Origin of the sequence: Streptomyces sp. NPDC088707 (assembly GCF_044752725.1) — a bacterium.
In the GTDB taxonomy this organism is placed as follows: Bacteria; Actinomycetota; Actinomycetes; order Streptomycetales; family Streptomycetaceae; genus Streptomyces.
Map to the genome: position 1 here is coordinate 238,275 of NZ_JBIVLV010000003.1, position 20,223 is coordinate 258,497.

General features: G+C 69.9%; 18 protein-coding genes and 1 tRNA gene. 12 read left to right on the forward strand and 7 right to left on the reverse strand.

Translation table 11 applies throughout. The features are described from left to right. Positions 1-654 (reverse strand): nucleotide exchange factor GrpE, encoded by a 654-nt coding sequence (grpE, locus tag ACIP84_RS11835; RefSeq protein ID WP_389032680.1) that lies wholly within the window; start codon positions 652-654, stop codon positions 1-3. Next, positions 654-2,501 (reverse strand): molecular chaperone DnaK, encoded by a 1,848-nt coding sequence (gene dnaK, locus ACIP84_RS11840; protein WP_055602963.1) that lies wholly within the window; start codon positions 2,499-2,501, stop codon positions 654-656. The genes grpE and dnaK overlap by 1 nt, the downstream gene beginning before the upstream one ends. Before the next feature lie 202 nt (positions 2,502-2,703). On the opposite strand from dnaK, the gene ACIP84_RS11845 reads away from it, so the two are divergent. The 3 genes from ACIP84_RS11845 (at position 2,704) to ACIP84_RS11855 (ending at position 6,848) form a co-directional block, all read left to right on the forward strand. Continuing rightward, positions 2,704-3,183 carry a sugar transferase gene (locus tag ACIP84_RS11845; protein ID WP_355956832.1) on the forward strand — a complete coding sequence of 160 codons (480 nt, stop codon included), beginning with the start codon at positions 2,704-2,706 and terminating at the stop codon, positions 3,181-3,183. A gap of 107 nt (positions 3,184-3,290) precedes the next feature. Then, positions 3,291-5,567: a (Fe-S)-binding protein gene (locus ACIP84_RS11850; RefSeq protein WP_355956834.1), complete on the forward strand. Its 2,277-nt coding sequence runs from the start codon at positions 3,291-3,293 to the stop codon at positions 5,565-5,567. A 375-nt stretch (positions 5,568-5,942) separates the two neighbouring features. Next, positions 5,943-6,848 (forward strand): Yip1 family protein, encoded by a 906-nt coding sequence (locus ACIP84_RS11855; RefSeq protein ID WP_355956836.1) that lies wholly within the window; start codon positions 5,943-5,945, stop codon positions 6,846-6,848. Positions 6,849-6,934: 86 nt separating this feature from the next. Here ACIP84_RS11855 and ACIP84_RS11860 read toward each other — a convergent pair whose 3' ends face one another. Continuing rightward, positions 6,935-7,432 (reverse strand): phosphoribosyltransferase, encoded by a 498-nt coding sequence (locus ACIP84_RS11860; protein WP_015034639.1) that lies wholly within the window; start codon positions 7,430-7,432, stop codon positions 6,935-6,937. A gap of 13 nt (positions 7,433-7,445) precedes the next feature. Further along, positions 7,446-8,021: a dCTP deaminase gene (gene dcd, locus ACIP84_RS11865; RefSeq protein WP_017240230.1), complete on the reverse strand. Its 576-nt coding sequence runs from the start codon at positions 8,019-8,021 to the stop codon at positions 7,446-7,448. Positions 8,022-8,423: 402 nt separating this feature from the next. Between dcd and ACIP84_RS11870 the strand changes: the two genes are divergently transcribed. Both ACIP84_RS11870 and ACIP84_RS11875 read left to right on the forward strand, forming a co-directional pair. Continuing rightward, positions 8,424-8,494: transfer RNA gene (locus ACIP84_RS11870), tRNA-Gly, on the forward strand. Between the two features lie 1,224 nt (positions 8,495-9,718). Then, positions 9,719-10,057: a MerR family transcriptional regulator gene (locus ACIP84_RS11875; RefSeq protein ID WP_355956841.1), complete on the forward strand. Its 339-nt coding sequence runs from the start codon at positions 9,719-9,721 to the stop codon at positions 10,055-10,057. A 13-nt stretch (positions 10,058-10,070) separates the two neighbouring features. On the opposite strand, the gene ACIP84_RS11880 is transcribed toward ACIP84_RS11875, so the two are convergent. The 3 genes from ACIP84_RS11880 to ACIP84_RS11890 form a co-directional block, all read right to left on the reverse strand. Next, positions 10,071-10,898 (reverse strand): hemolysin III family protein, encoded by an 828-nt coding sequence (locus ACIP84_RS11880; protein WP_401797517.1) that lies wholly within the window; start codon positions 10,896-10,898, stop codon positions 10,071-10,073. Positions 10,899-11,034: 136 nt separating this feature from the next. Further along, positions 11,035-11,742, reverse strand: a complete 708-nt coding sequence (locus tag ACIP84_RS11885; RefSeq protein WP_401797519.1) for a DUF998 domain-containing protein — start codon at positions 11,740-11,742, stop codon at positions 11,035-11,037. 394 nt (positions 11,743-12,136) lie between these two features. Further along, entirely contained in the window at positions 12,137-13,411 is a 1,275-nt protein-coding gene (locus ACIP84_RS11890) for a M23 family metallopeptidase (protein WP_401797522.1), read from the reverse strand. A gap of 535 nt (positions 13,412-13,946) precedes the next feature. Here ACIP84_RS11890 and ACIP84_RS11895 point away from each other — a divergent pair. The 7 genes from ACIP84_RS11895 (at position 13,947) to ACIP84_RS11925 (ending at position 20,205) form a co-directional block, all read left to right on the forward strand. Beyond that, positions 13,947-14,150, forward strand: coding sequence for a cold-shock protein (locus ACIP84_RS11895; RefSeq protein WP_030036716.1), 204 nt, complete (start codon positions 13,947-13,949; stop codon positions 14,148-14,150). A gap of 256 nt (positions 14,151-14,406) precedes the next feature. Continuing rightward, complete coding sequence (locus ACIP84_RS11900; protein WP_401797526.1) at positions 14,407-15,927, forward strand: DEAD/DEAH box helicase; 1,521 nt, start codon at positions 14,407-14,409, stop codon at positions 15,925-15,927. A 35-nt stretch (positions 15,928-15,962) separates the two neighbouring features. Continuing rightward, positions 15,963-16,364 carry a CBS domain-containing protein gene (locus ACIP84_RS11905; protein WP_401797528.1) on the forward strand — a complete coding sequence of 134 codons (402 nt, stop codon included), beginning with the start codon at positions 15,963-15,965 and terminating at the stop codon, positions 16,362-16,364. 49 nt (positions 16,365-16,413) lie between these two features. Further along, a complete protein-coding gene (locus tag ACIP84_RS11910) occupies positions 16,414-16,725 on the forward strand; it encodes an SCO5918 family protein (protein WP_401797531.1) in 312 nt (103 codons plus the stop codon). 700 nt (positions 16,726-17,425) lie between these two features. Further along, positions 17,426-17,764 (forward strand): MerR family transcriptional regulator, encoded by a 339-nt coding sequence (locus tag ACIP84_RS11915; protein ID WP_355956851.1) that lies wholly within the window; start codon positions 17,426-17,428, stop codon positions 17,762-17,764. 170 nt (positions 17,765-17,934) lie between these two features. Next, positions 17,935-18,879, forward strand: coding sequence for an RNA polymerase sigma factor SigJ (sigJ, locus tag ACIP84_RS11920; RefSeq protein WP_401797534.1), 945 nt, complete (start codon positions 17,935-17,937; stop codon positions 18,877-18,879). A 123-nt stretch (positions 18,880-19,002) separates the two neighbouring features. Continuing rightward, positions 19,003-20,205: an NAD(P)/FAD-dependent oxidoreductase gene (locus tag ACIP84_RS11925; protein WP_401797537.1), complete on the forward strand. Its 1,203-nt coding sequence runs from the start codon at positions 19,003-19,005 to the stop codon at positions 20,203-20,205. Positions 20,206-20,223: the final 18 nt, after the last annotated feature.

Genomic DNA, 20,223 nt, shown 5'->3' on the forward strand with positions numbered 1-20,223 from the left:
CTACCCCTCCTCGGGGGCACCGCTCTCCTCGTCCGTGGACGACTTCGCGTCGTCCTTGGCCGGTGCCGCGCCCGGCTGGGGCTCGGCGACGGCCACGCGGGCGGGCCGGATGGTCCGCTCGCCGATCCGGTACCCGGGCTGCAGGATCGCCACGCACGTCGTCTCGGTGACGTCCGGCGCGTACGAGTGCATCAGGGCCTCGTGGATCGTCGGGTCGAAGGGCTCGCCCTCCTTGCCGAACTGCTGCAGACCCATCTTGGCGACGACGGTCTCCAGCGATTCGGCCACCGACTTGAACCCGCCCACGAGCTCGCCGTGGTCCCGGGCCCGGCCGACGTCGTCGAGCACCGGGAGCAGGTCGCTCAGGAGGCTCGCGACGGCGATCTCCTTGACCGTGACCCGGTCCCGCTCCACGCGGCGGCGGTAGTTCTGGTACTCGGCCTGGAGCCGCTGGAGGTCCGCGGTGCGCTCCTCGAGCGCCTTGCGGGCCTGGTCCAGCTGCGCCAGCAGAGCTACGTCAGTAGCGTCCCCGGCCGGGGCCGCCCCCTCCGCCTTGTCGGCGGAGGCGGCGGCAGCGGCGGTCTCGGGCTCCTCGGGCGTGCCGTCGGCGGGGACTTCGGGCTTCTCCTCGAAGCCCGGGGTCTCCTCCGACATCAGGCAGCGCCGCCCTTCGGCTTGTCCTCGTCCACGATCTCGGCGTCGACGACGTCGTCGTCCGCCTGGGCCTGCTGCCCGGCGCCGGCGTCGCCGCCCGCGGCCTGTGCGCCCTGGGCGTCGGCGTAGAGCGCCTGGCCGAGCTTCTGGGAGACGGCCGCGACCTTCTCGGTGGCGGTGCGGATCTCGGCGGTGTCCTCGCCCTTGAGCTTGTCCTTCAGCTCGACGAGCGCGGCCTCGACCTCGGCCTTGACGTCACCGGGGACCTTGTCCTCGTTGTCCTTGAGGAACTTCTCCGTCTGGTAGACGAGCTGCTCGCCCTGGTTGCGGGACTCGGCGGCCTCGCGGCGACGGTGGTCCTCGTCCGCGTACTGCTCGGCCTCCTGGCGCATCCGGTCGACCTCGTCCTTCGGCAGCGAGGAGCCGCCGGTGACGGTCATCTTCTGCTCCTTGCCCGTGCCGAGGTCCTTCGCGGTCACGTGCATGATGCCGTTGGCGTCGATGTCGAAGGCGACCTCGATCTGCGGGACACCACGCGGGGCCGGCGGCAGACCGGTCAGCTCGAACATGCCGAGCTTCTTGTTGTACGCCGCGATCTCGCGCTCGCCCTGGTAGACCTGGATCTGCACGGACGGCTGGTTGTCCTCGGCCGTCGTGAAGATCTCGGACCGCTTGGTCGGGATCGTGGTGTTGCGCTCGATGAGCTTGGTCATGATGCCGCCCTTGGTCTCGATGCCGAGGGACAGCGGGGTCACGTCGAGGAGCAGGACGTCCTTGACCTCACCCTTGAGGACACCGGCCTGGAGCGCGGCGCCGATGGCGACGACCTCGTCCGGGTTGACGCCCTTGTTGGCGTCCTGACCGCCGGTCAGCTCCTTGACGAGCTCGGCGACGGCCGGCATACGGGTCGAACCGCCGACGAGAACGACGTGGTCGATCTCGGAGAGGTTGATGCCCGCGTCCTTGATGACGTTGTGGAACGGCACCTTGCAGCGGTCGAGCAGGTCCGAGGTCAGCTGCTGGAACTGGGCTCGGGTGAGCTTCTCGTCCAGGTGCAGCGGGCCCTCGGCGGAGGCCGTGATGTACGGCAGGTTGATGGAGGTCTCGGTCGAGGACGAGAGCTCGATCTTCGCCTTCTCCGCGGCCTCGCGGAGACGCTGGAGAGCCATCTTGTCCTTGGCCAGGTCCACACCGTGGCCGTTCTGGAACTGCGTCACCAGGTAGTCGACGACGCGCTGGTCCCAGTCGTCACCGCCGAGGTGGTTGTCACCGTTGGTGGCCTTCACCTCGACGACGCCGTCGCCGATCTCCAGGAGGGACACGTCGAAGGTGCCGCCACCGAGGTCGAAGACGAGGATCGTCTGGTCGTCCTTGTCGAGGCCGTACGCGAGAGCGGCCGCGGTCGGCTCGTTGACGATGCGCAGGACGTTGAGGCCCGCGATCTCACCGGCCTCCTTGGTGGCCTGGCGCTCGGAGTCGTTGAAGTACGCCGGCACGGTGATGACCGCGTCGACGACCTTCTCGCCCAGGTAGGCCTCGGCGTCGCGCTTCAGCTTCTGCAGGATGAAGGCGCTCATCTGCTGCGGGTTGAAGTTCTTGCCGTCGATCTCGATCTTCCAGTCGGTGCCCATGTGGCGCTTGACCGACCGGATGGTCCTGTCGACGTTGGTGACGGCCTGACGCTTGGCCACCTCGCCGACGAGCACCTCGCCGTTCTTCGCGAAGGCGACGACGGACGGCGTGGTCCTGGCGCCCTCGGCGTTGGTGATGACGGTGGGCTCGCCGCCTTCCAGAACGCTGACGACGGAGTTAGTCGTGCCCAGGTCGATGCCGACCGCACGTGCCATTTCGATTCCTCCAGCTGACGTACTTGAGTGGATCTGACTCAAGGATGCATGACGACCCGGACTGCGTCAACAGACCTGAGCGGAGGGGGCTCAACTCTTCACCGCCCCCATCGCTCACAGGGCGTGCCGTTCCCCGCTTCGACCGGGTTCGCATGAGAGGGTCCGGACATATCCCAGGATTCCCGCCGAAGGGTGTGCGCGCATGACGGCGAAGCGAGCGGTCGACCTGACGGCCGGGCTCCTTCTGCTCCTCGTGCTCTCGCCCCTGATCGCGGGCACCGCCCTGTCCGTCGGCCTCGGCGGCAACGGCGCGGTGCTGCGCCGCCGCACGGTGGCGGGCCTGGAGGGGGAACCCTTCACGATGCTGACCTTCCGCACGAAGAGCCCGCTGGCCGCGCTGCCGCTCCTCGTCCATGTCGTCGGCGGCCGCATGTCCCTGGTCGGACCGTGTCCCCTCACCCCTGGCCACCGCGAGTGCGCGGGCGAGGGACGCCGCCGGCTCTCCGTACGCCCCGGGCTGACCGGACCGTGGCAGATCAGCGGACGCTCGGACCTGCCGTGGGAGGAGCGCGAGCTGCTCGACCTCCACTACGTGGACCACCACTGGCTGGGGATGGATCTCACGATCCTGGCGCGTACGCTTCCAGCAGTCCGCAAACGTCGCGCGGCAAGGTTTGCCTGAGCGACACAGATCACCGCGAGCGCCGCTACAGCACGGGGCCCCGAACGGGTAATCTCAGCACGGACTCCATAAGTTACCGCTTAGTAGGCCCGCCCGAGGAGCCCCTCATGCAACTCGCCGCGATCATCGTGTCGATCGCCATCACGGTGGTGGCCGTCGCGCTGTTCGGTCGTGCCACCGTGCAGATCTACCGGTTCGTGCGCCTCGGGCAGCCCGTGCCCGCCGGCACCCGCACCGGCGACCCCACCCAGCGCACCGTGACCCTGGTCAAGGAATTCCTCGGCCACACCCGGATGAACCGCTGGGGCATCGTCGGCTTCGCGCACTGGTTCGTGGCGGTGGGCTTCTTCTCGCTGCTCCTGACGATCGTCAACGCCTTCGGCCAGCTCTTCCAGGCCGACTGGCTGATCCCGATCATCGGCGACTGGCTGCCGTACGAGATCTTCACCGAGTTCCTCGGCCTGATGACGGTCCTGGGCATCGTGACCCTCATCGTGATCCGGCAGCTCAGCAAGCCCACCAAGGCGGGCCGCAAGTCCCGCTTCGCGGGCTCCAAGACCGGCCAGGCGTACTTCGTCGAGGCCGTCATCCTGATCGTCGGCCTCTGCATCATGACGCTGCGGGCCCTCGAAGGCGTCCAGCACCACGTCACCGGCTGGGAGCCGGGCTTCTTCGCCTCGTACCCGCTGATCGCGCTGCTCGACAACCTGGACCTGAGCACGATCCAGCACCTCACCTACTTCGTCGCGGCGCTCAAGATCGTCACGTCCTTCACCTGGATGATCACGGTCTCGCTCAACACGAACATGGGCGTCGCCTGGCACCGCTTCCTCGGCTTCCCGAACATCTGGTTCAAGCGGAACGCCGACGGCTCCACCGCGCTGGGCGCGCTCCAGCCGATGACCACGGCCGGCAAGGAGATCGACTGGGAGGACCCGGCCGAGGACGCCGTCTTCGGCGTCTCCCAGGTCGAGCAGTTCTCCTGGAAGGGCATCCTCGACTTCTCCACCTGCACCGAGTGCGGCCGCTGCCAGTCGCAGTGCCCCGCCTGGAACACCGGCAAGCCCCTCTCCCCCAAGCTCCTCATCATGTCGCTGCGCGACCACGCGCACGCCAAGGCGCCGTACCTGCTCGCCGGCGGCGGCAAGGACATGGAGGGCAACGAGAAGGCCACCGAGGAGCAGCTCAAGGACGTCCCCGCGTCGGCGATCGCCGAGGCCGAGCGCCCCCTCATCGGCACCGCCGAGGAGAACGGCGTCATCGACCCCGACGTCCTGTGGTCCTGCACCACCTGCGGCGCCTGCGTCGAGCAGTGCCCGGTCGACATCGAGCACATCGACCACATCGTCGACATGCGCCGCTACCAGGTGATGATCGAGTCCGCCTTCCCCTCGGAGGCCGGCACGATGCTCAAGAACCTGGAGAAGAAGGGCAACCCCTGGGGCCTGGCGAAGAAGCAGCGCGTCGAGTGGACCAAGGAGGTCGACTTCGAGGTCCCGATCGTCGGCAAGGACGTCGAGGACCTCTCGGAGTTCGACTACCTCTACTGGGTCGGCTGCGCCGGCGCCCTGGAGGACCGGGCCAAGAAGACCACCAAGGCCTTCGCCGAGCTGCTGCACATGGCGGGCGTCAAGTTCGCGATCATGGGCGGCGACGAGAAGTGCACCGGTGACTCCCCCCGCCGCCTGGGCAACGAGCCGCTGTTCCAGCAGCTCGCCCAGGAGAACGTCGCCATGCTGAACATGGCGTTCGGCGAGTCCCTCGACGAGGACGGGAAGGTGGACGAGTCGACGAAGAAGCCGAAGTCGGCGAAGCGGATCGTCTCGACCTGCCCGCACTGCTTCAACACCATCGCCAACGAGTACCCGCAGCTCGGCGGCGAGTACGAGGTCATCCACCACACCCAGCTGCTCCAGCACCTCATCGACGAGGGCAAGCTGGTCCCGGTGACCCCGGTCGACGGCCTCATCACCTACCACGACCCGTGCTACCTGGGCCGTCACAACAAGGTGTACACGCCGCCGCGCGAGATCATGTCCGCCGTCCCCGGCCTGCGCCAGCAGGAGATGCACCGCCACAAGGAGCGCGGCTTCTGCTGCGGCGCCGGTGGTGCCCGGATGTGGATGGAGGAGCGGATCGGCAAGCGCATCAACAACGAGCGCGTCGAGGAGGCCCTGTCCCTCAACCCGGACATCGTCTCCACCGCCTGCCCGTTCTGCCTCGTCATGCTGACCGACTCGGTCAACGGCAAGAAGAACGAGGGCAAGGCCAAGGAGTCCGTCACGGTCGTCGACGTGGCCCAGCTGCTCCTCGAATCGGTGAAGACCCCGGTGGACCCGGAGCCGGAGCCGGCCGAGGAGCCGGAGCCGGAACCGGCGAAGTAGCACCCGGTACGTGAGAGAGGGCCGCCCCGCGAGATCGCGGGGCGGCCCTCTTCGTCGTGCCGACTCCGTCAGGCGGGACGCGATCGGCCGCCTCAGGCCTTCTGTGCCGCGGTACGGGCGGAACGACGGGTGGCACGCACCGGAAGAACTCCTTGCTCGGGTCGCTGACATCTCCGAAGCCACGAGTACGACATCGAAGCTACGAGTACGACATTGAGGCGATACGTCGGATTCGTAACGACGACCGCAAGCCTGCCCGCCGACCGTGTCACGGCCCACAGCGGGTCCGCTCAACCCCCTAGGGGATGTCACAGCTCAGTGGCAAGGACAGGTCCGGGGAGCGCCCGCACAGCGGAAGCGGGTACGTTCGACGACGTGGCTGGATTCAGGAACGGACGCGGCCGGGACAACCGCCCCCCGCACAATCAACCGCAGCAGGCGCCGTACGGGTACAACGCGGCCCCGCCGCCGTACCCGCAGCAGCAGTGGCAACAGCAGCCACCGCAGGGGCACCAGGGGCAGCAGGGACACCAAGGTCCTCCCGGGCACCAGCGCGGGCAGCAGGGACACCAGGGGCAGCCCTACGGGGAGCCGGAGTACTTCGGCGAACCCTACGGCCAGCCGCAGCACCCGCACGCGGCGACGGCGAACAACCCGGGCCACACCCAGATGTTCAGCGTCGACGACCCCTACGGCAACGCCGCGACCCACCACGCCGGCGCCGCGCCCGTCCCGACGGGCCCCCGGCTCCCGTGGAAGGCGCTCCTGAGCGGCATCGTGCTGCGCCCCGCGGACACGTTCCTGCGGATGCGGGACCACGCCGTGTGGGGCCCCGCGCTGATCGTCACCTTCCTCTACGGGCTGCTCGCGATCTTCGGCTTCGACAAGGCGCGCGAAGAGGCGATCAACGCCACCCTGTCGACGGCGATCCCGTACGTCCTGATGACCGCCCTCGGCTTCGTCGTCGGCGGACTGATCCTGGGCTCGGTGACGCACACCCTCGCGCGCCAGCTGGGCGGCGACGGGGCATGGCAGCCGACGGTGGGCCTGTCGATGCTGATCATGTCGATCACGGACGCGCCGCGGCTCGTCTTCGCGCTCTTCCTGGGCGGCGAGAACGGCCTGGTCCAGGTCCTCGGCTGGCTGACCTGGCTGGCGGCCGGGGCGCTCTTCACGATGATGGTGAGCCGCTCGCACGACCTGCCGTGGCCGAAGGCGCTGGGCGCGTCGGCGATCCAGCTGGTGGCGCTGCTGAGCCTGATCAAGCTCGGCATGCTCTGACGCTCCGACGTCACGGGACGAGACACGGAGAGGCCCCCACCGCAGGCGGTGGGGGCCTCTCGTCATTCCGTCGCGCGGGCGCCGGCTCAGGCGTCGAGGACCTGGCCCTCGCGCTTGACGACGGGCGGCTCGACCGACCAGGGGAAGTTGATCCACTCGTCGGTCTTCTTCCACACGTACTCGCACTTCACGAGGGAGTGGGACTTCTCGTAGACGACGGCGGAGCGGACCTCGGCGACGTGGTCGACGCAGAAGTCGTGGACGAGCTTGAGCGTCTTGCCGGTGTCGGCGACGTCGTCGGTGATGAGCACCTTCTTGTCGCTGAAGTCGATCGCGTCGGGCACGGGCGCCAGCATGACCGGCATCTCCAGCGTGGTGCCCACACCGGTGTAGAACTCCACGTTCACGAGGTGGATGTTCTTGCAGTCCAGGGCGTAGGCCAGACCGCCGGCGACGAAGACGCCGCCGCGGGCGATCGAGAGCACGATGTCGGGCTCGTAGCCGTCGTCGGCGATCGTCTGCGCCAGCTCACGGACGGCGCGTCCGAAACCCTCGTACGTCAGGTTCTCGCGTACCTCACTCATGCCTGCGACCGCCTCACACCTGGGTCCGATGGAAGTTCATGAACGAGCGGGAGGCCGTCGGCCCCCGCTGCCCCTGGTACCGGGAGCCGTACCGCTCGCTCCCGTACGGGAACTCGGCGGGCGAACTCAGCCGGAACATGCACAGCTGCCCGATCTTCATCCCGGGCCAGAGCTTGATCGGCAGGGTGGCGAGGTTCGACAGCTCCAGGGTCACGTGCCCGGAGAAGCCGGGGTCGATGAACCCGGCGGTCGAGTGCGTCACGAGCCCGAGCCGCCCGAGGGAGCTCTTCCCCTCGAGACGCGACGCGATGTCGTCCGGGAGGGTGATGACCTCGTAGGTCGAGGCGAGCACGAACTCGCCGGGGTGGAGGATGAACGCCTCGTCACCCTCGGGCTCGACCTCACGGGTCAGGTCGAGCTGCTCGACGGCGGGGTCGATGTGGGGGTAGCGGTGGTTCTCGAACACCCGGAAGAAGCGGTCAAGCCTCACGTCGATGCTCGAGGGCTGCACCATGGATTCGTCGTACGGGTCGATGCGCACCCGTCCGGCATCGATCTCGGCCCGGATGTCCTTGTCTGAGAGAAGCACGCCCCCACGATACGCAGAGGGCGCGGACCTGCCCCAATCGGCAGGCATCCGCGCCCCGGGCGCTGCTCAGCGCCGTCCGGACTCCACCGGCACCGCATGCCGCAGCCGCGCACAGCGCGGACACCGGATGAGCCGCCCTGGCCCGATCCGCCCGGCCCCGAGCTGCTGCAGCGGGAACGAAGCGGTACTGAACACATGCCCTTCGGCACAACGGACGACGGTGCGCTCCATCGAACCCATCAAGTCCCTTCCCCTACACATGTGGTGGACGGGAAGCCACATTAGGGGATCAACGGGACACCCTCCAGGCGGCACTCCGCACCCGAAAAGGCGCAAGCTTCGCCTCAAGTGGCGCATGGGGTACAGTGTGCAACGATGCGGCACCGTTCATCGGGCCGCTGTGCGGATGTAGTTTAATGGTAGAACATGAGCTTCCCAAGCTTATAGCGCGGGTTCGATTCCCGTCATCCGCTCTTCTTACGAAGCCCCAGGTCAGCGACCTGGGGCTTCGTCGTTGTCCAGATCTCTGGGACTCGCCCGCCGACTCGGCCGAGGACCTGGGAGAGTTGACGGACGAGCTCCCCCGAGGGGCACGAGCATCACGCTGATAGTGCCCGCTCCCCACGCCACCCCTGACTCCGCCGCCGTGCACGACTCGGGCGCGGACAACGGCTGCACCGGCCTGGTCCTGGACACCGCCCGGGTCGTCTTCTGCGACTCCGGCTTCCTCGCCGTCCTCGACCAGTGGCCCGGACAGGGACGCGGGCTCCGGCTCGTCAACCGCTCCCGGTCCGTGCAGCGCCTCCTGAACGCCGCCGCCTCGGCGCGACGGCAGTCGTCCCGGGTATGCGCTCCGCCCCGGGCCGACGCACCTGGGTCACTTGCCGAGACCGATTACCTCGTCGCTGGACTCACAGAAATCTATGTCGGCCGGAGTAGACATTGAGCATTGGCGTCGCTATGGTTTCTCTCGTAGCCCAGAAAGACAGCAGGGCCTGGCAGAGACGAACTGCCGGCAAGCAGTACCAGCAGTACAGGTAGTTGGAGTTCGCAGGACGGTGCGGCGGCGGAGCCTCGAAGCCAGGGATGTTGCAGGACGGCGACGGGGCTGGCAGCCGGACCGGGTGGCCCGCAGTGATCAGGGGCCGCCGCAGCGGGACCGCGGTCATGGCAGGTGCGGTACCCGTGAGTGCAGTGCGCAGTACCCAGCAGTGAGGTAGCGAGTAGTACCCCTGGTGAAGGCGTCGGCTGCGGACGCGCGCACCGGGAAGTTCGGCAGTGGGGTTCTAAGCCAGAGCAGACGCAGGACGGGCGACGGGGCTGGCTGCCGAAGAGTGGCGCTGTCACAGGTCACTGAGCGGTTCGCAGTACCCGCAGTACCCGCAGTAGAGCAGTACCAGTAGTACGCAGTACCCCTGTAGTAGGTAGTTGATTACCGAGGGAAGAACGGAGGAACGAAGCACCATCAGGATCGCCCGGACGGAAGCATCGAGTCCGGGTACCGCAGGACATCGATAGTGAGGTGGTCTCCGGTCAAGCAACCGCGATCCCCGCATTCCCGACAGCGACTGGGCCGGGTCTGCGGACACAAGAGGCCGGCGAGGTATCAAGGCCGGCACGTGGTGTAGAAGTTCCTTCGGGGCCCTGGTGCCGTACGGCACCAGGGCCCCTCCGTGCGTTCCCAGAGAGAGGTGCAAATGACAGCAGACGACTCGTACGGCCGTCTCGACGACGACGACTACCCCGCCTACACGATGGGCCGCGCCGCCGAAATGCTCGGCACCACACAAGGATTCCTCCGCGCCATCGGCGAAGCCCGCCTCATCACCCCCCTGCGCTCCGAGGGCGGCCACCGCCGCTACTCCCGCTACCAGCTGCGCATCGCCGCCCGCGCCCGGGAACTCGTCGACCAGGGCACACCGATCGAGGCCGCCTGCCGCATCATCGTCCTCGAAGACCAGCTCGAAGAGGCGCAGCGCATCAACGCCGAATACCGGCGCGCGGCCGAAACGGCCCACCCGCCGGCCGCGGCCTGAGGTGAGTTCGCCGTCAGGAGGCGGCGAGGAAGATGGCGATGTAGTGCGCGGTGAAGGCTGCGACGGTCAGGGCGTGGAAGACCTCGTGGAAGCCGAACCAGCGGGGTGAGGGGTCGGGGCGCTGGAGGGCGTAGACGACGGCGCCCGCGCTGTAGAGAAGCCCGCCGGTCACGACCAGGGAGACCACGGCCACCCCGCCGTTGTGCAGGAAGTCGGGCAGGTATCGCACGGGTGCCCAGCCCAGGGCCAGGTAGCAGGGGGTGTACAGCCAGCGGGGTGCTCCGACCCACAGGACACGGAAGGCGATGCCGACCAGGGCGCCCGCCCACACGATCCACAGCAGGAACGTCCACTGGTCGTGGGAGAGCAGGAGCACGGCGAGCGGCGTGCATGTGCCGGCGATGATCAGGAAGATGTTGGCGTGGTCGAGGCGGCGCAGAACGGCCTCGCCGAGTGGTCCCCAGGTGCCGAGATGGTAGACGGCGCTGGTGCCGAACAGCAGCCAGGCCGTCACGGAGTACACGGTGCAGGCCAGCACGGCTTGTGGTGTCCCTGCCAGGCAGATGAGGACGATGCCCGCCGCCAGCGATGCGGGGACCATGCCGGCATGGAGCCAGCCGCGCAGCTTCGGCTTGATCGGTTCCACCAGATCGGCCACCCGCTCGACGAGATCAGGGACCGGGTGGGAGCCCTCGGCGGTCCTGTCTCGGTGCGATGCAGAGGAAGGGCTGGTGGGCTCTCGTCGCTCTCCCGTCGGCAAGGAAGCAGGACGGGCTTCGGCGCCGTCTCGGGACACGGCTTCCCCTCCCCCATCGGAGTGCTGAGTTTCTCTGGCAACCATGTGCACATGCTAGGAACCGACCCTGAACGGGAGTCCCGGAGGCCCACTTCATCGCACGCTCCGGGTCAGTCGCCTCACGGTCGCGGACAGGGCCGCCTGCCAGGAGCTGGCGCCGTGGACGTCGCGGGGCCTCCGGTCACCGGCAACCCGCGTCCCCGCACGGCGTCCCTGTGGCGTGACCTGCCGCCGAGGAGCACAGGCGGGCCGTGACCGCGCTCAGCCACAGCAGGCCGAGGCCCGCACCGGCGGTGAACGCGAGCACCGAGGCGGCCGAGGCCGTGAACCCGGCGAGGACGACCACGGGGACGACGCGGGACGCGGCGGCCCAGCCCCGCAGGCCGCGGGCGGCGAGCGGACGGGCCAGGACGAGGAACGCGGCACACAGGGCCAGGTAGCCGATCATCCCGGCGGCCATGTGGACGGCGCCGTGTCCGCTCATCGCGGTCGCCGCCTCGGGTGCGCCGGTGGGGAAACCCGCCCCAGCGTCGGCCGGGAAGGCCGCCGCGGCCCAGAAGGAGACGCCGAAGACCCCGACCAGCGCCGGGCCCCATGTGCCGCCGGGGCCGCCGCGCAGCGCCCACCGCAGGCCGGCCGCGGCGGCGGCCAGCAGGACACCGGTGAGCACGAAGCTCGCCGTCTGGATCCAGCCCGCCTCGCCGAGAGCCAGCTGGCTGATCGCGTTCCGCATGAAATCGAAGCCGTCCCGAGTGAACCCCTGGGCAAGCCCGGCCGCCAGGAACAGCGGACCCGCCGCCACACCACCGGCACCGGACCACCGCACGGCGGATCGGGACGCGGGCGCGGCGGCAAGGACGTGACGGGGCGCGGTGAGCATGTCGGTCATGGCGGGGCCTTCCTCGCTTCGTTGTGGTCACCTACATGACCGACGACAAGGAGAAGAGTCATCGCTCCCCTCCATGTGCCCTGGCTCACATGCCGGGCGGGGCGGCCTCCCACTCGCGCACGCCGTCCCAGGAGTCGGGCCACAACGTGCCGGTGGAGGCGGTGAACAGCGGACGACAAGGGGGCCGGAACGGCAGCGGAGAAGCAGCTTCCGACACGCGTTTCCGCTGTGCGGAGGCTGGTACGGGGACGCAAGTGCCGGGCGGTTCCCTGGCATGTGGCGCGGGTTCGACTCCCGTGGTCCGCTCGTGGACGAAGGCCCTGGTCGGAGACCAGGGCCTTCGTCGTCGTCCGGGCCTGTCCGGGCGTCACGCGCCGGGGGTGGCCGGGAGTGGTCAGAACTCCAGCACCTCGCGGTCGAGCGGGTAACGGGCGCGGTGGGGGCCGTCGTGGGGCGAGGGGGTGATCGGCAGGACTCCGGTCGGCTGGAGGCCCAGGTTGTCGTCCCAGATCCGGGGTTCGACGTGGCCGACGACACGGAACTTCCGGAAGGTGAACGGCGGGCTGTCGGTCGGGAAGAACTCGGGCGTGGTCATCACCTGGAAGTGCAGGTGCGGCGTGGTCGAGTTGCCGCTGTTGCCGATCAGGCCGAGGACCCGGCCGGGTTCGACGTGGTCGCCCTCCCGGACCCTGAGCGAGCCGGGCTTCAGGTGGGCGTAGAGCAGGTAGCGGCCCGGCGCGACCTCCACGGTGACGTGGTTGCCGACGGTCTCGTCGATCGGCGGGACCGGCGGGGTGACGGGCGGTGTGTTGTCCGGGATCCCGTCCTGGACCTCCACGACCCTGCCGCCGGCCGCCGCCACGACCGGCTGGCGGTAGCTCAGGTAGCTGGTGAGCCGGGCGGGGTCGCCTTCCCAGGTCTGTCCCTGGTCGCCGACCCGGTACCAGTCGATCGCGAACCGCTGCGGTACGTAGAAGCGGCCGTTGATCGGACCGAGGCCGCGCCGGTGGTGGGTGTTGCCGCAGCACGACTCGCTGGAGTACCAGGTGCCGGGGCGGACCGGCGCGTTCAGGTTCAGCGGCGCGGTGCGGTCGGTGGGGGTGACCTGGACCGTCTCCTCGAACGGGGAGGAACCGGAGCCGCTGAGGACGGCGCCGGAGAGACGGTGTTCGAGGACCTCGGGCACCCGCCGGCCGGGGTCCAGGGCCAGGTCGATCCAGACGACCCACTGCTGGGAGCCCGGGATGACGGTCGGCGTCGGCCCCGGGGGCGCCGAGGTGTACCCGTCCGCACCCGGCAGGGGGTCACCCACCGGGTTGGCGGCATCGGCCAGCGCCTGGCCGCTCAGCGCGCCCACCACCCGGTGCGTGCGGGCGTCCAGGACCTCGACACGGTCGAGCCGCACCTGTGCGCTGCTGGACAGTGCGTTCGTGGTGAGCAGTTCGTACGAGAGGTGCGTCTTGCCGTCCGTGGCCCGGAACGGCGCCGGTTCGGTCATCACCGCCGCCGTCAACGGGGTGAACTGCGGTCCGGGCGCCGGCGGGGTCGAGCCGGTTCCGAATCCGGGTGCCGCCGCGGCCGTCAGCATGCCGACCGCGAGCACAGCGGCGGCGAGCCCGCGACGTAGCGGGGTGCGGCCGGTGCGGTTGCGAGGGTGGCGCTCTGCCATGGTGCTCTTCCAGTCGTCGGGTCCGGGCCCGTGAAAGGCACCGGCACGCCCCGCGCCGAGGCGCAGGCCCATGTAATCCGGCCGGGCGGCGCTCCCGGCGGACGGCGCCGGAGTCGGTATCGAACTACACCCGTCCAGCCGCACCGGACCGCCGGGCGGGAGCCGGCGTGCCCCCTCCGTGCGATTCCCCGGCCGATGGCGCGGGTTCGATTCCCGTCAATCCGCCCGTGAGAGAGACGCTGTACCCGAGGTGAATGAATACCTGTGTCCGCCGCCGGAGAATTTAGCGGCCCCGGCAGGGAGGGTTTTTGTCGGCACCACGCAGGGGGAAATACTCGCCGCCCACATTCTGCGACGGCGTGCTACTGTCGAAGTCAGTTGCAGTTTTGGTACCCGCAAATCTTCAAGCGCATCCGGTCGGCCCCGCCGCACGGAAGCGCTTTATTTCCGGTCATTTTCCGGGCAGGGCATCATCGCGGCGACACGGCATCCGTACGGTACGGACGCCGGCGTACTGCCCCAAAGGAGACATGACATGGCTACTGGCACTGTGAAGTGGTTCAACGCGGAAAAGGGCTTCGGCTTCATCGAGCAGGACGGTGGCGGCGCCGATGTGTTCGCCCACTTCTCGAACATCGCCGCCCAGGGCTTCCGCGAGCTGCAGGAAGGCCAGAAGGTGAGCTTCGACATCGCGCAGGGCCAGAAGGGCCCGACGGCCGAGAACATCGTGACCGCCTGACGCTGACGCACCACTTGCAGCTGGGGCCCGCATCCCTCGGGGTGCGGGCCCCAGCTGCATCCATTTCGCAGGTTTCCACCTGCGCCTGCGCCTGCGCCCACCGCCTCTTTTCTGCCACCCGGTTGCGCGCCCGCCATTCTCTTTCTGAGCAGATCTGCTCTCTTTCGCATTCATTTCGGCCCGTGCCTGTGATTCCCAGCGCTGTTCATCCGCTGCCGGAATTCCTCGATACGCGCCGTATCAAGGAAGGTTCTGCATGAACCCCACACGCACGAACAGCCGTTCCTCCCGTGCCCGCCGCAGCGGCGGCAGCCACGCGTACGGCTCCCCCGCCGGTTCCGGTCGAGGCAGTCGCTTCGGTTCGTCCACCCCGAACCGCTCGTCCGCCCCGAACCGCTCGGGCGGATACGGCCGGCGGTCCGCCGCGGTACAGGGAGAGTTCGCCCCGCCGAAGACGATCACTCCGGCGCTGCCCGCCGCCGAGTCGTTCGCCGACCTCGACATGCCCGGCGAGCTCCTGGCCGCGCTCACCGCGCAGGGCGTGTCCGTGCCGTTCCCCATCCAGGGGGCGACACTGCCGAACTCCCTGGCGGGCCGTGACGTCCTCGGCCGCGGCCGGACCGGCTCCGGCAAGACCCTCGCCTTCGGCCTGGCCCTGCTGGCCCGCACGGCCGGTCGGCGTGCCGAGGCGCGACAGCCCCTGGGCCTGGTCCTGGTCCCCACCCGGGAACTCGCCCAGCAGGTCACCGACGCCCTCGCCCCCTACGCCCGCGCCGTGAAGCTGCGCCTGGCCACCGTGGTCGGCGGAATGCCGATCGGCAGGCAGGCAGCGGCACTGCGTGGGGGTGCGGAAGTCGTCGTGGCCACCCCCGGCCGCCTTAAGGACCTCATCGACCGCGGTGACTGCCGGCTGGACCAGGTCGCGACCACCGTCCTCGACGAGGCCGACCAGATGGCCGACATGGGCTTCATGCCGCAGGTCACCGCGCTCCTGGACCAGGTCCGCCCCGAGGGCCAGCGCATGCTGTTCTCCGCCACCCTGGACCGCAACGTCGACCTCCTGGTCCGCCGCTACCTCAGTGACCCCGTCGTCCACTCCGTGGACCCCTCGCAGGGCGCGGTCACCACGATGGAGCACCACGTCCTGCACGTGCACGGCGCCGACAAGGCCCGGCTGACGACGGAGATCGCGGCGCGCGACGGCCGCGTGATCATGTTCCTTGACACCAAGCACGCCGTGGACCGCCTCACCCAGGACCTGCTCGACTGCGGCGTCCGCGCCGCCGGCCTCCACGGCGGGAAGTCACAGCCGCAGCGCACCCGCACCCTCGCCCGGTTCAAGACCGGGCATGTCACCGTCCTCGTGGCGACCAACGTCGCGGCCCGCGGCATCCACGTCGACAACCTCGACCTCGTCGTCAACGTCGACCCTCCGACCGACCACAAGGACTACCTCCACCGGGGCGGCCGTACCGCGCGAGCCGGCGAGTCCGGCAGCGTCGTCACCCTCGTGACCCCCCACCAGCGCCGCGACATGGCGCGCCTCATGACGGCCGCCGGCATCGTGCCCCAGACCACGCCGGTCCGGTCCGGCGAGGAGGCACTGCGCCGGATCACGGGAGCCCAGGCCCCTTCCGGCATCCCCGTGACGATCACCGCGCCGCCGGCCGAGCAGCGCAAGCGCCGGGCCGCGCCCCGCGGTCGGCGCGGTCCCGCCGCAGCGGCCCGGCGCGGCGGCGGCGTACCGCCGTCGACGCGGCGGCCTGACACCGCGTGACCCGGAGGCCGACCCATCTCTGCAGGAGGCATGTTGTGACGCTGTTCCCGATGCACGTCGACTCGGCGAGTTCCCTCCGCTTGCACGGGAGGGAGGCCGACGCCGAGGACACGGCCGTACCGCGGGTCTGCGACGACATGACCGTCGAGGTGGCGCTGTCCGTCATGGCCGGTGCCCGTACCGGGTACCTGCTCGTCTGCGACGACGACGGTGTGTGCACCGGACTGGTCACCGAGGCCCGGCTCACCACCGTCCGCGAAAGCCCCGCCTACACCGACCGGCTCCAGCTGCGTGACGTCCCCGACGACCACGGGCCGCTCACCTCGCCCGCCGGAGCGGTCGGCGGTCACGCCCCGCACCTCCGCCTGCTCACCTCGCCGTCCTGCGCGGACGTACGGGACGGCGCCCCCGGCGCCCTCGCCCTCGTCTGTGCCTGAAACCGCCTCTCCACGCCGGAACCATCCATTCCTCTCCCTGTGAGGCATCGTGCGCTGTGTCATCGCCCGCTTTCCCTTCGAGCTCACCAAGAGCGGCGTCCTGGACTCCATGAAGGGCGTCAAGCCCGAGGAGGTGGTCGGCGAGTCCGTGATCATCGGCCGCCGCACCTACCCGGTCAAGCAGGTCGGCCAAGTCATCACCCGCCAGGACCGGCGCGACTTCAGCGCCGACGAAGTCTCCCGGGCCATGACCAAGCTCGGCTTCACCTGCCGCGCCCTTCCCCGAGCCGTCGTGCCCACCCACGCCCCCGACGCGTTCGAGCACGCCTCCGCGATGCTCGGCACGCCGGTGACATCCTGAACGTGGCCCACGGCAGAGCCTGAGCCGCCACCCGAAGCACCCCCGAGGGCCCGACCCGCACCTGCCGGTCGGGCCCTCCGGCGTACTGGTGTCCCCCTGCCGCGTACCGGTGGCCCCGTCCCCGCCCGCGTACCGGATCTCACTGTCTGACGCGCGAAAATCTATGGCGGCCAGAGTAGACATTGGAGATCAGCACGTCTATGTTTTCTCTCGTAGCCCAGAGAGAAAACAGGGCCTGGCAGAGACGAACTGCCAGGAGCGGTACAGGTTGTCGCAGGACGGTACGGCGGTGGAGTTCCGAAGCCAGGGTTGTCGTGGGACGGCGACGGGACTGACTGCCGGACCGGGTGGCCCGCAGTGATCAGGGGCCGCCGGAGCGGGTCCGCGGTCGTGGAAGACGCGGTACGCGCAAGCAGTACCCAGCAATAGAGCAGTACCCAAGCAGTACCCAGCAGTACGCAGCACCCAGCAGGAGCGCAGTGCCCGGTCACGAGTGACTGGGTACCGCAGGACATCGACAGTGAGGTGGTCTCCGGTCGAGCAACCGCGATCCCCGCACTCCCGACAGCGGCCAGGTCGGGTCCGCGGACACAGAGGGCCGGCGCGGTATCAGGGCCGGCAGGTGGTGTAGTAGTTCCTTCGGGGCCCTGGTGCCGTACGGCGCCAGGGCCCCTCGACGCGTTCCATGAAAGAGGTGCCGATGACAGCAGACGACTCCTACGGCCGTCTCGACGACGACGACTACCCCGCCTACACGATGGGCCGGGCGGCAGAGATGCTCGGTACGAGCCAGAGCTTCCTGCGCGCGATCGGCGAAGCCCGCCTCATCAACCCGCTGCGCTCCGAGGGCGGCCACCGCCGCTACTCCCGCTACCAGCTGCGCATCGCCGCCCGCGCCCGAGAGCTCGTCGACCAGGGCACCCCCATCGAGGCCGCCTGCCGCATCATCATTCTCGAGGACCAGCTCGAAGAGGCGCAGCGCATCAACGCCGAGTACCGACGCGCAGCCGACGAGGCGAAGCCGCCCTCCGCGGACTGAGACGGTGCCCGCCCGCCGGACACCGGCGGGCGCCAGGCACAGACGTGGCTCCCGAGAGCGCCGTACGAGCGCGGGGAGAGCACGGTACGAGCGCAGGGAAAGCACCGTGAGCGCGGGGAGAGCGCCGTCCCATCTGCCGCTCCGGACCCGGGGCGCCTAGGATCGCGGGCATGGCGCTGATCATGAGTGACGTGGACCGGTTCGAGGCCGCCAGGCCCCGGCTCGAGGCCATCGCCTACCGGCTGCTCGGCTCGTCGAGCGAGGCGGAGGACGCCGTGCAGGAGACGTACCTGCGCTGGCAGGCGGCCGACGCCGGGCGGATCGAGGTGCCCGAGGCCTGGCTGACGAAGGTCCTCACCAACCTCTGCCTCAACCAGCTGACTTCGGCACGCGCCCGGCGCGAGACGTACGTGGGCCGATGGCTCCCCGAGCCGCTGCTCACCGGGGACCCGATGCTCGGCCCCGCCGACACCGCCGAACAGCGCGAGTCGGTGTCGTACGCCGTCCTCGTCCTCCTGGAGCGCCTGTCCCCCAACGAGCGGGCGGTGTACGTGCTGCGGGAGGCCTTCGACCACCCGCACCGGGAGATCGCCGAGATCCTGGACATCACCGAGGCCTCCAGCCAGCAGACCTACCACCGGGCCAAGAAGCACGTCGCGGACGGCAGGGCCCGCACCGAGATCGACGAGGCCGCCGCCCGGCGCATCGTCGAGGAGTTCCTGGCCGCGGCGACCAGCGGCCGCACCGAACCCCTCATCCGCCTGCTCACCGAGGACGCCGTCTCGGTCGGCGACGGCGGCGGCAAGGTCCCGGCCCGCGCGAAGGCGTTCGAGGGCGCGCTCGCGGTCGCCACGTTCCTGCGCGGCCTGTTCAAGCCCGGCAAGGCCAAGCGGAACCTGCTCGGCGGTACCGCCGAGTTCTACGCCACGACCGCCAACGGCGGCCCCGCCATGGTCGCCGTCGTCGACGGCCGGGTCATCGGCATCACCTGCCTGGAGGTCGGCCCGGAGGGCATCGTGGCGATCCGCAACCAGGTCAACCCCGACAAGCTCGTCCGCGCGACCGAGCTGTGGGCCGCCACCGACCACGGAGCGGGGCCGCTGCACACCCTCTGACACCCACCGAGGGCGATGTGACCCAGCTCACATTCCGACCCTGTCAGGAAACGCGGGGCTGTCCGGTTCAAGGTGCGAGACCACGCCGGACAGCGGCGGACCCGCCCAGACAGGAGCACGGACATGGAGCACCGCATCGTCGTCCTCGGAGCCGGCTACACCGGTGCCCTCGCCGCCGGCCGCATCGCCAAGCGGCTGCACCGCGAGGACGTCACCATCACCCTCGTCAACGCCGAACCCGACTTCGTCGAGCGCGTCCGGCTGCACCAGCTCGCGGTCGGCCAGGACCTCAAGCCCCGGCCGTTCGACGAGATGTTCGCGGGCACGGGCGTGGAACTGAAGCTCGCGAAGGTCACCGCCGTCGACGTGGACCGCAGGACCGTGGCGCTCGCCGCCGCGAACGGCCCCGGGCGGGAGGAACTGGCGTACGACACCCTCGTCTACGCCCTCGGGAGCGGCTGGAACGACGGCGGCGTCCCCGGCACCGCCGAACACGCCCACGAGGTCTCCAGCCGACCCGGCGCCCTCCGCCTGCGCGACCGCCTGGCCGCCCTGGACGCCGGCGGGACGGTCCTCGTGGTCGGCGGCGGCCTGACCGGCCTGGAGGCCGTCACCGAGATCGCCGAGGCCCGCCCGGACCTCACCGTCTCCCTGGCCGCCCGCGGCGCCCTCGGCGACTGGCTCTCCGAGAAGGGCCGCGCCCACCTGCGGAAGGTGGTGGGCAGGCTCGGCATCACGGTGCACGAGCACGCCGCGGTCGAGGCCGTGGAGGCGGACCGCGTCACCACCGCCGACGGCCGGACCGTCCCCGCCGACGTCACCGTCTGGACCACCGGATTCGCCGTCCACCCGATCGCCGGGGCCACCACCCTGGAGCTCGCCGACGACGGCCGGATCGTGGTCGACAGCACGATGCGGTCGGTCTCCCACCCGGACGTGTACGCCGTGGGCGACGCGGCGATGGCCCTCGGCCCCGAGGACAAGCCGCTGCGCATGTCCTGCGCCTCGGGCGTCCCCATGGCCTGGCAGGCCGCGGACGCGATCGCCGCGCGGCTGGCCGGCACCAAGGTCCCCCACGTCTCCATCCGCTACGCCCAGCAGTGCGTCTCCCTCGGCCGCGGCGAGGCTCTGATCCAGTTCGTCACCGCCGACGACCGAGCGGTCGAGAAGGCCCTGACCGGCCGCATGGCCGCGCGCTACAAGGAGCTGATCTGCAAGGGCGCGGCCTGGGGCGTCGCCAACCCGACCCTGGGCATGCCGACCCGGCGCCACCGTGTCGCGCGGCAGGAGACCCGGAACCCCGCACAGGTCGAGGCAGCGGCCTGACCCGCGGCCCGAAGGCCC

Coding starts and splice junctions, on each gene's coding strand:
- grpE (WP_389032680.1), bottom strand. CDS start 654: ATGTCGGAGGAGACCCCGGGCTTCGAGGAGAAGCCCGAAGTCCCCGCC.
- dnaK (WP_055602963.1), bottom strand. CDS start 2,501: ATGGCACGTGCGGTCGGCATCGACCTGGGCACGACTAACTCCGTCGTC.
- ACIP84_RS11845 (WP_355956832.1), top strand. CDS start 2,704: ATGACGGCGAAGCGAGCGGTCGACCTGACGGCCGGGCTCCTTCTGCTC.
- ACIP84_RS11850 (WP_355956834.1), top strand. CDS start 3,291: ATGCAACTCGCCGCGATCATCGTGTCGATCGCCATCACGGTGGTGGCC.
- ACIP84_RS11860 (WP_015034639.1), bottom strand. CDS start 7,432: ATGAGTGAGGTACGCGAGAACCTGACGTACGAGGGTTTCGGACGCGCC.
- ACIP84_RS11875 (WP_355956841.1), top strand. CDS start 9,719: ATGACAGCAGACGACTCGTACGGCCGTCTCGACGACGACGACTACCCC.
- ACIP84_RS11880 (WP_401797517.1), bottom strand. CDS start 10,898: ATGGTTGCCAGAGAAACTCAGCACTCCGATGGGGGAGGGGAAGCCGTG.
- ACIP84_RS11885 (WP_401797519.1), bottom strand. CDS start 11,742: ATGACCGACATGCTCACCGCGCCCCGTCACGTCCTTGCCGCCGCGCCC.
- ACIP84_RS11890 (WP_401797522.1), bottom strand. CDS start 13,411: ATGGCAGAGCGCCACCCTCGCAACCGCACCGGCCGCACCCCGCTACGT.
- ACIP84_RS11895 (WP_030036716.1), top strand. CDS start 13,947: ATGGCTACTGGCACTGTGAAGTGGTTCAACGCGGAAAAGGGCTTCGGC.
- ACIP84_RS11900 (WP_401797526.1), top strand. CDS start 14,407: ATGAACCCCACACGCACGAACAGCCGTTCCTCCCGTGCCCGCCGCAGC.
- ACIP84_RS11915 (WP_355956851.1), top strand. CDS start 17,426: ATGACAGCAGACGACTCCTACGGCCGTCTCGACGACGACGACTACCCC.
- sigJ (WP_401797534.1), top strand. CDS start 17,935: ATGGCGCTGATCATGAGTGACGTGGACCGGTTCGAGGCCGCCAGGCCC.
- ACIP84_RS11925 (WP_401797537.1), top strand. CDS start 19,003: ATGGAGCACCGCATCGTCGTCCTCGGAGCCGGCTACACCGGTGCCCTC.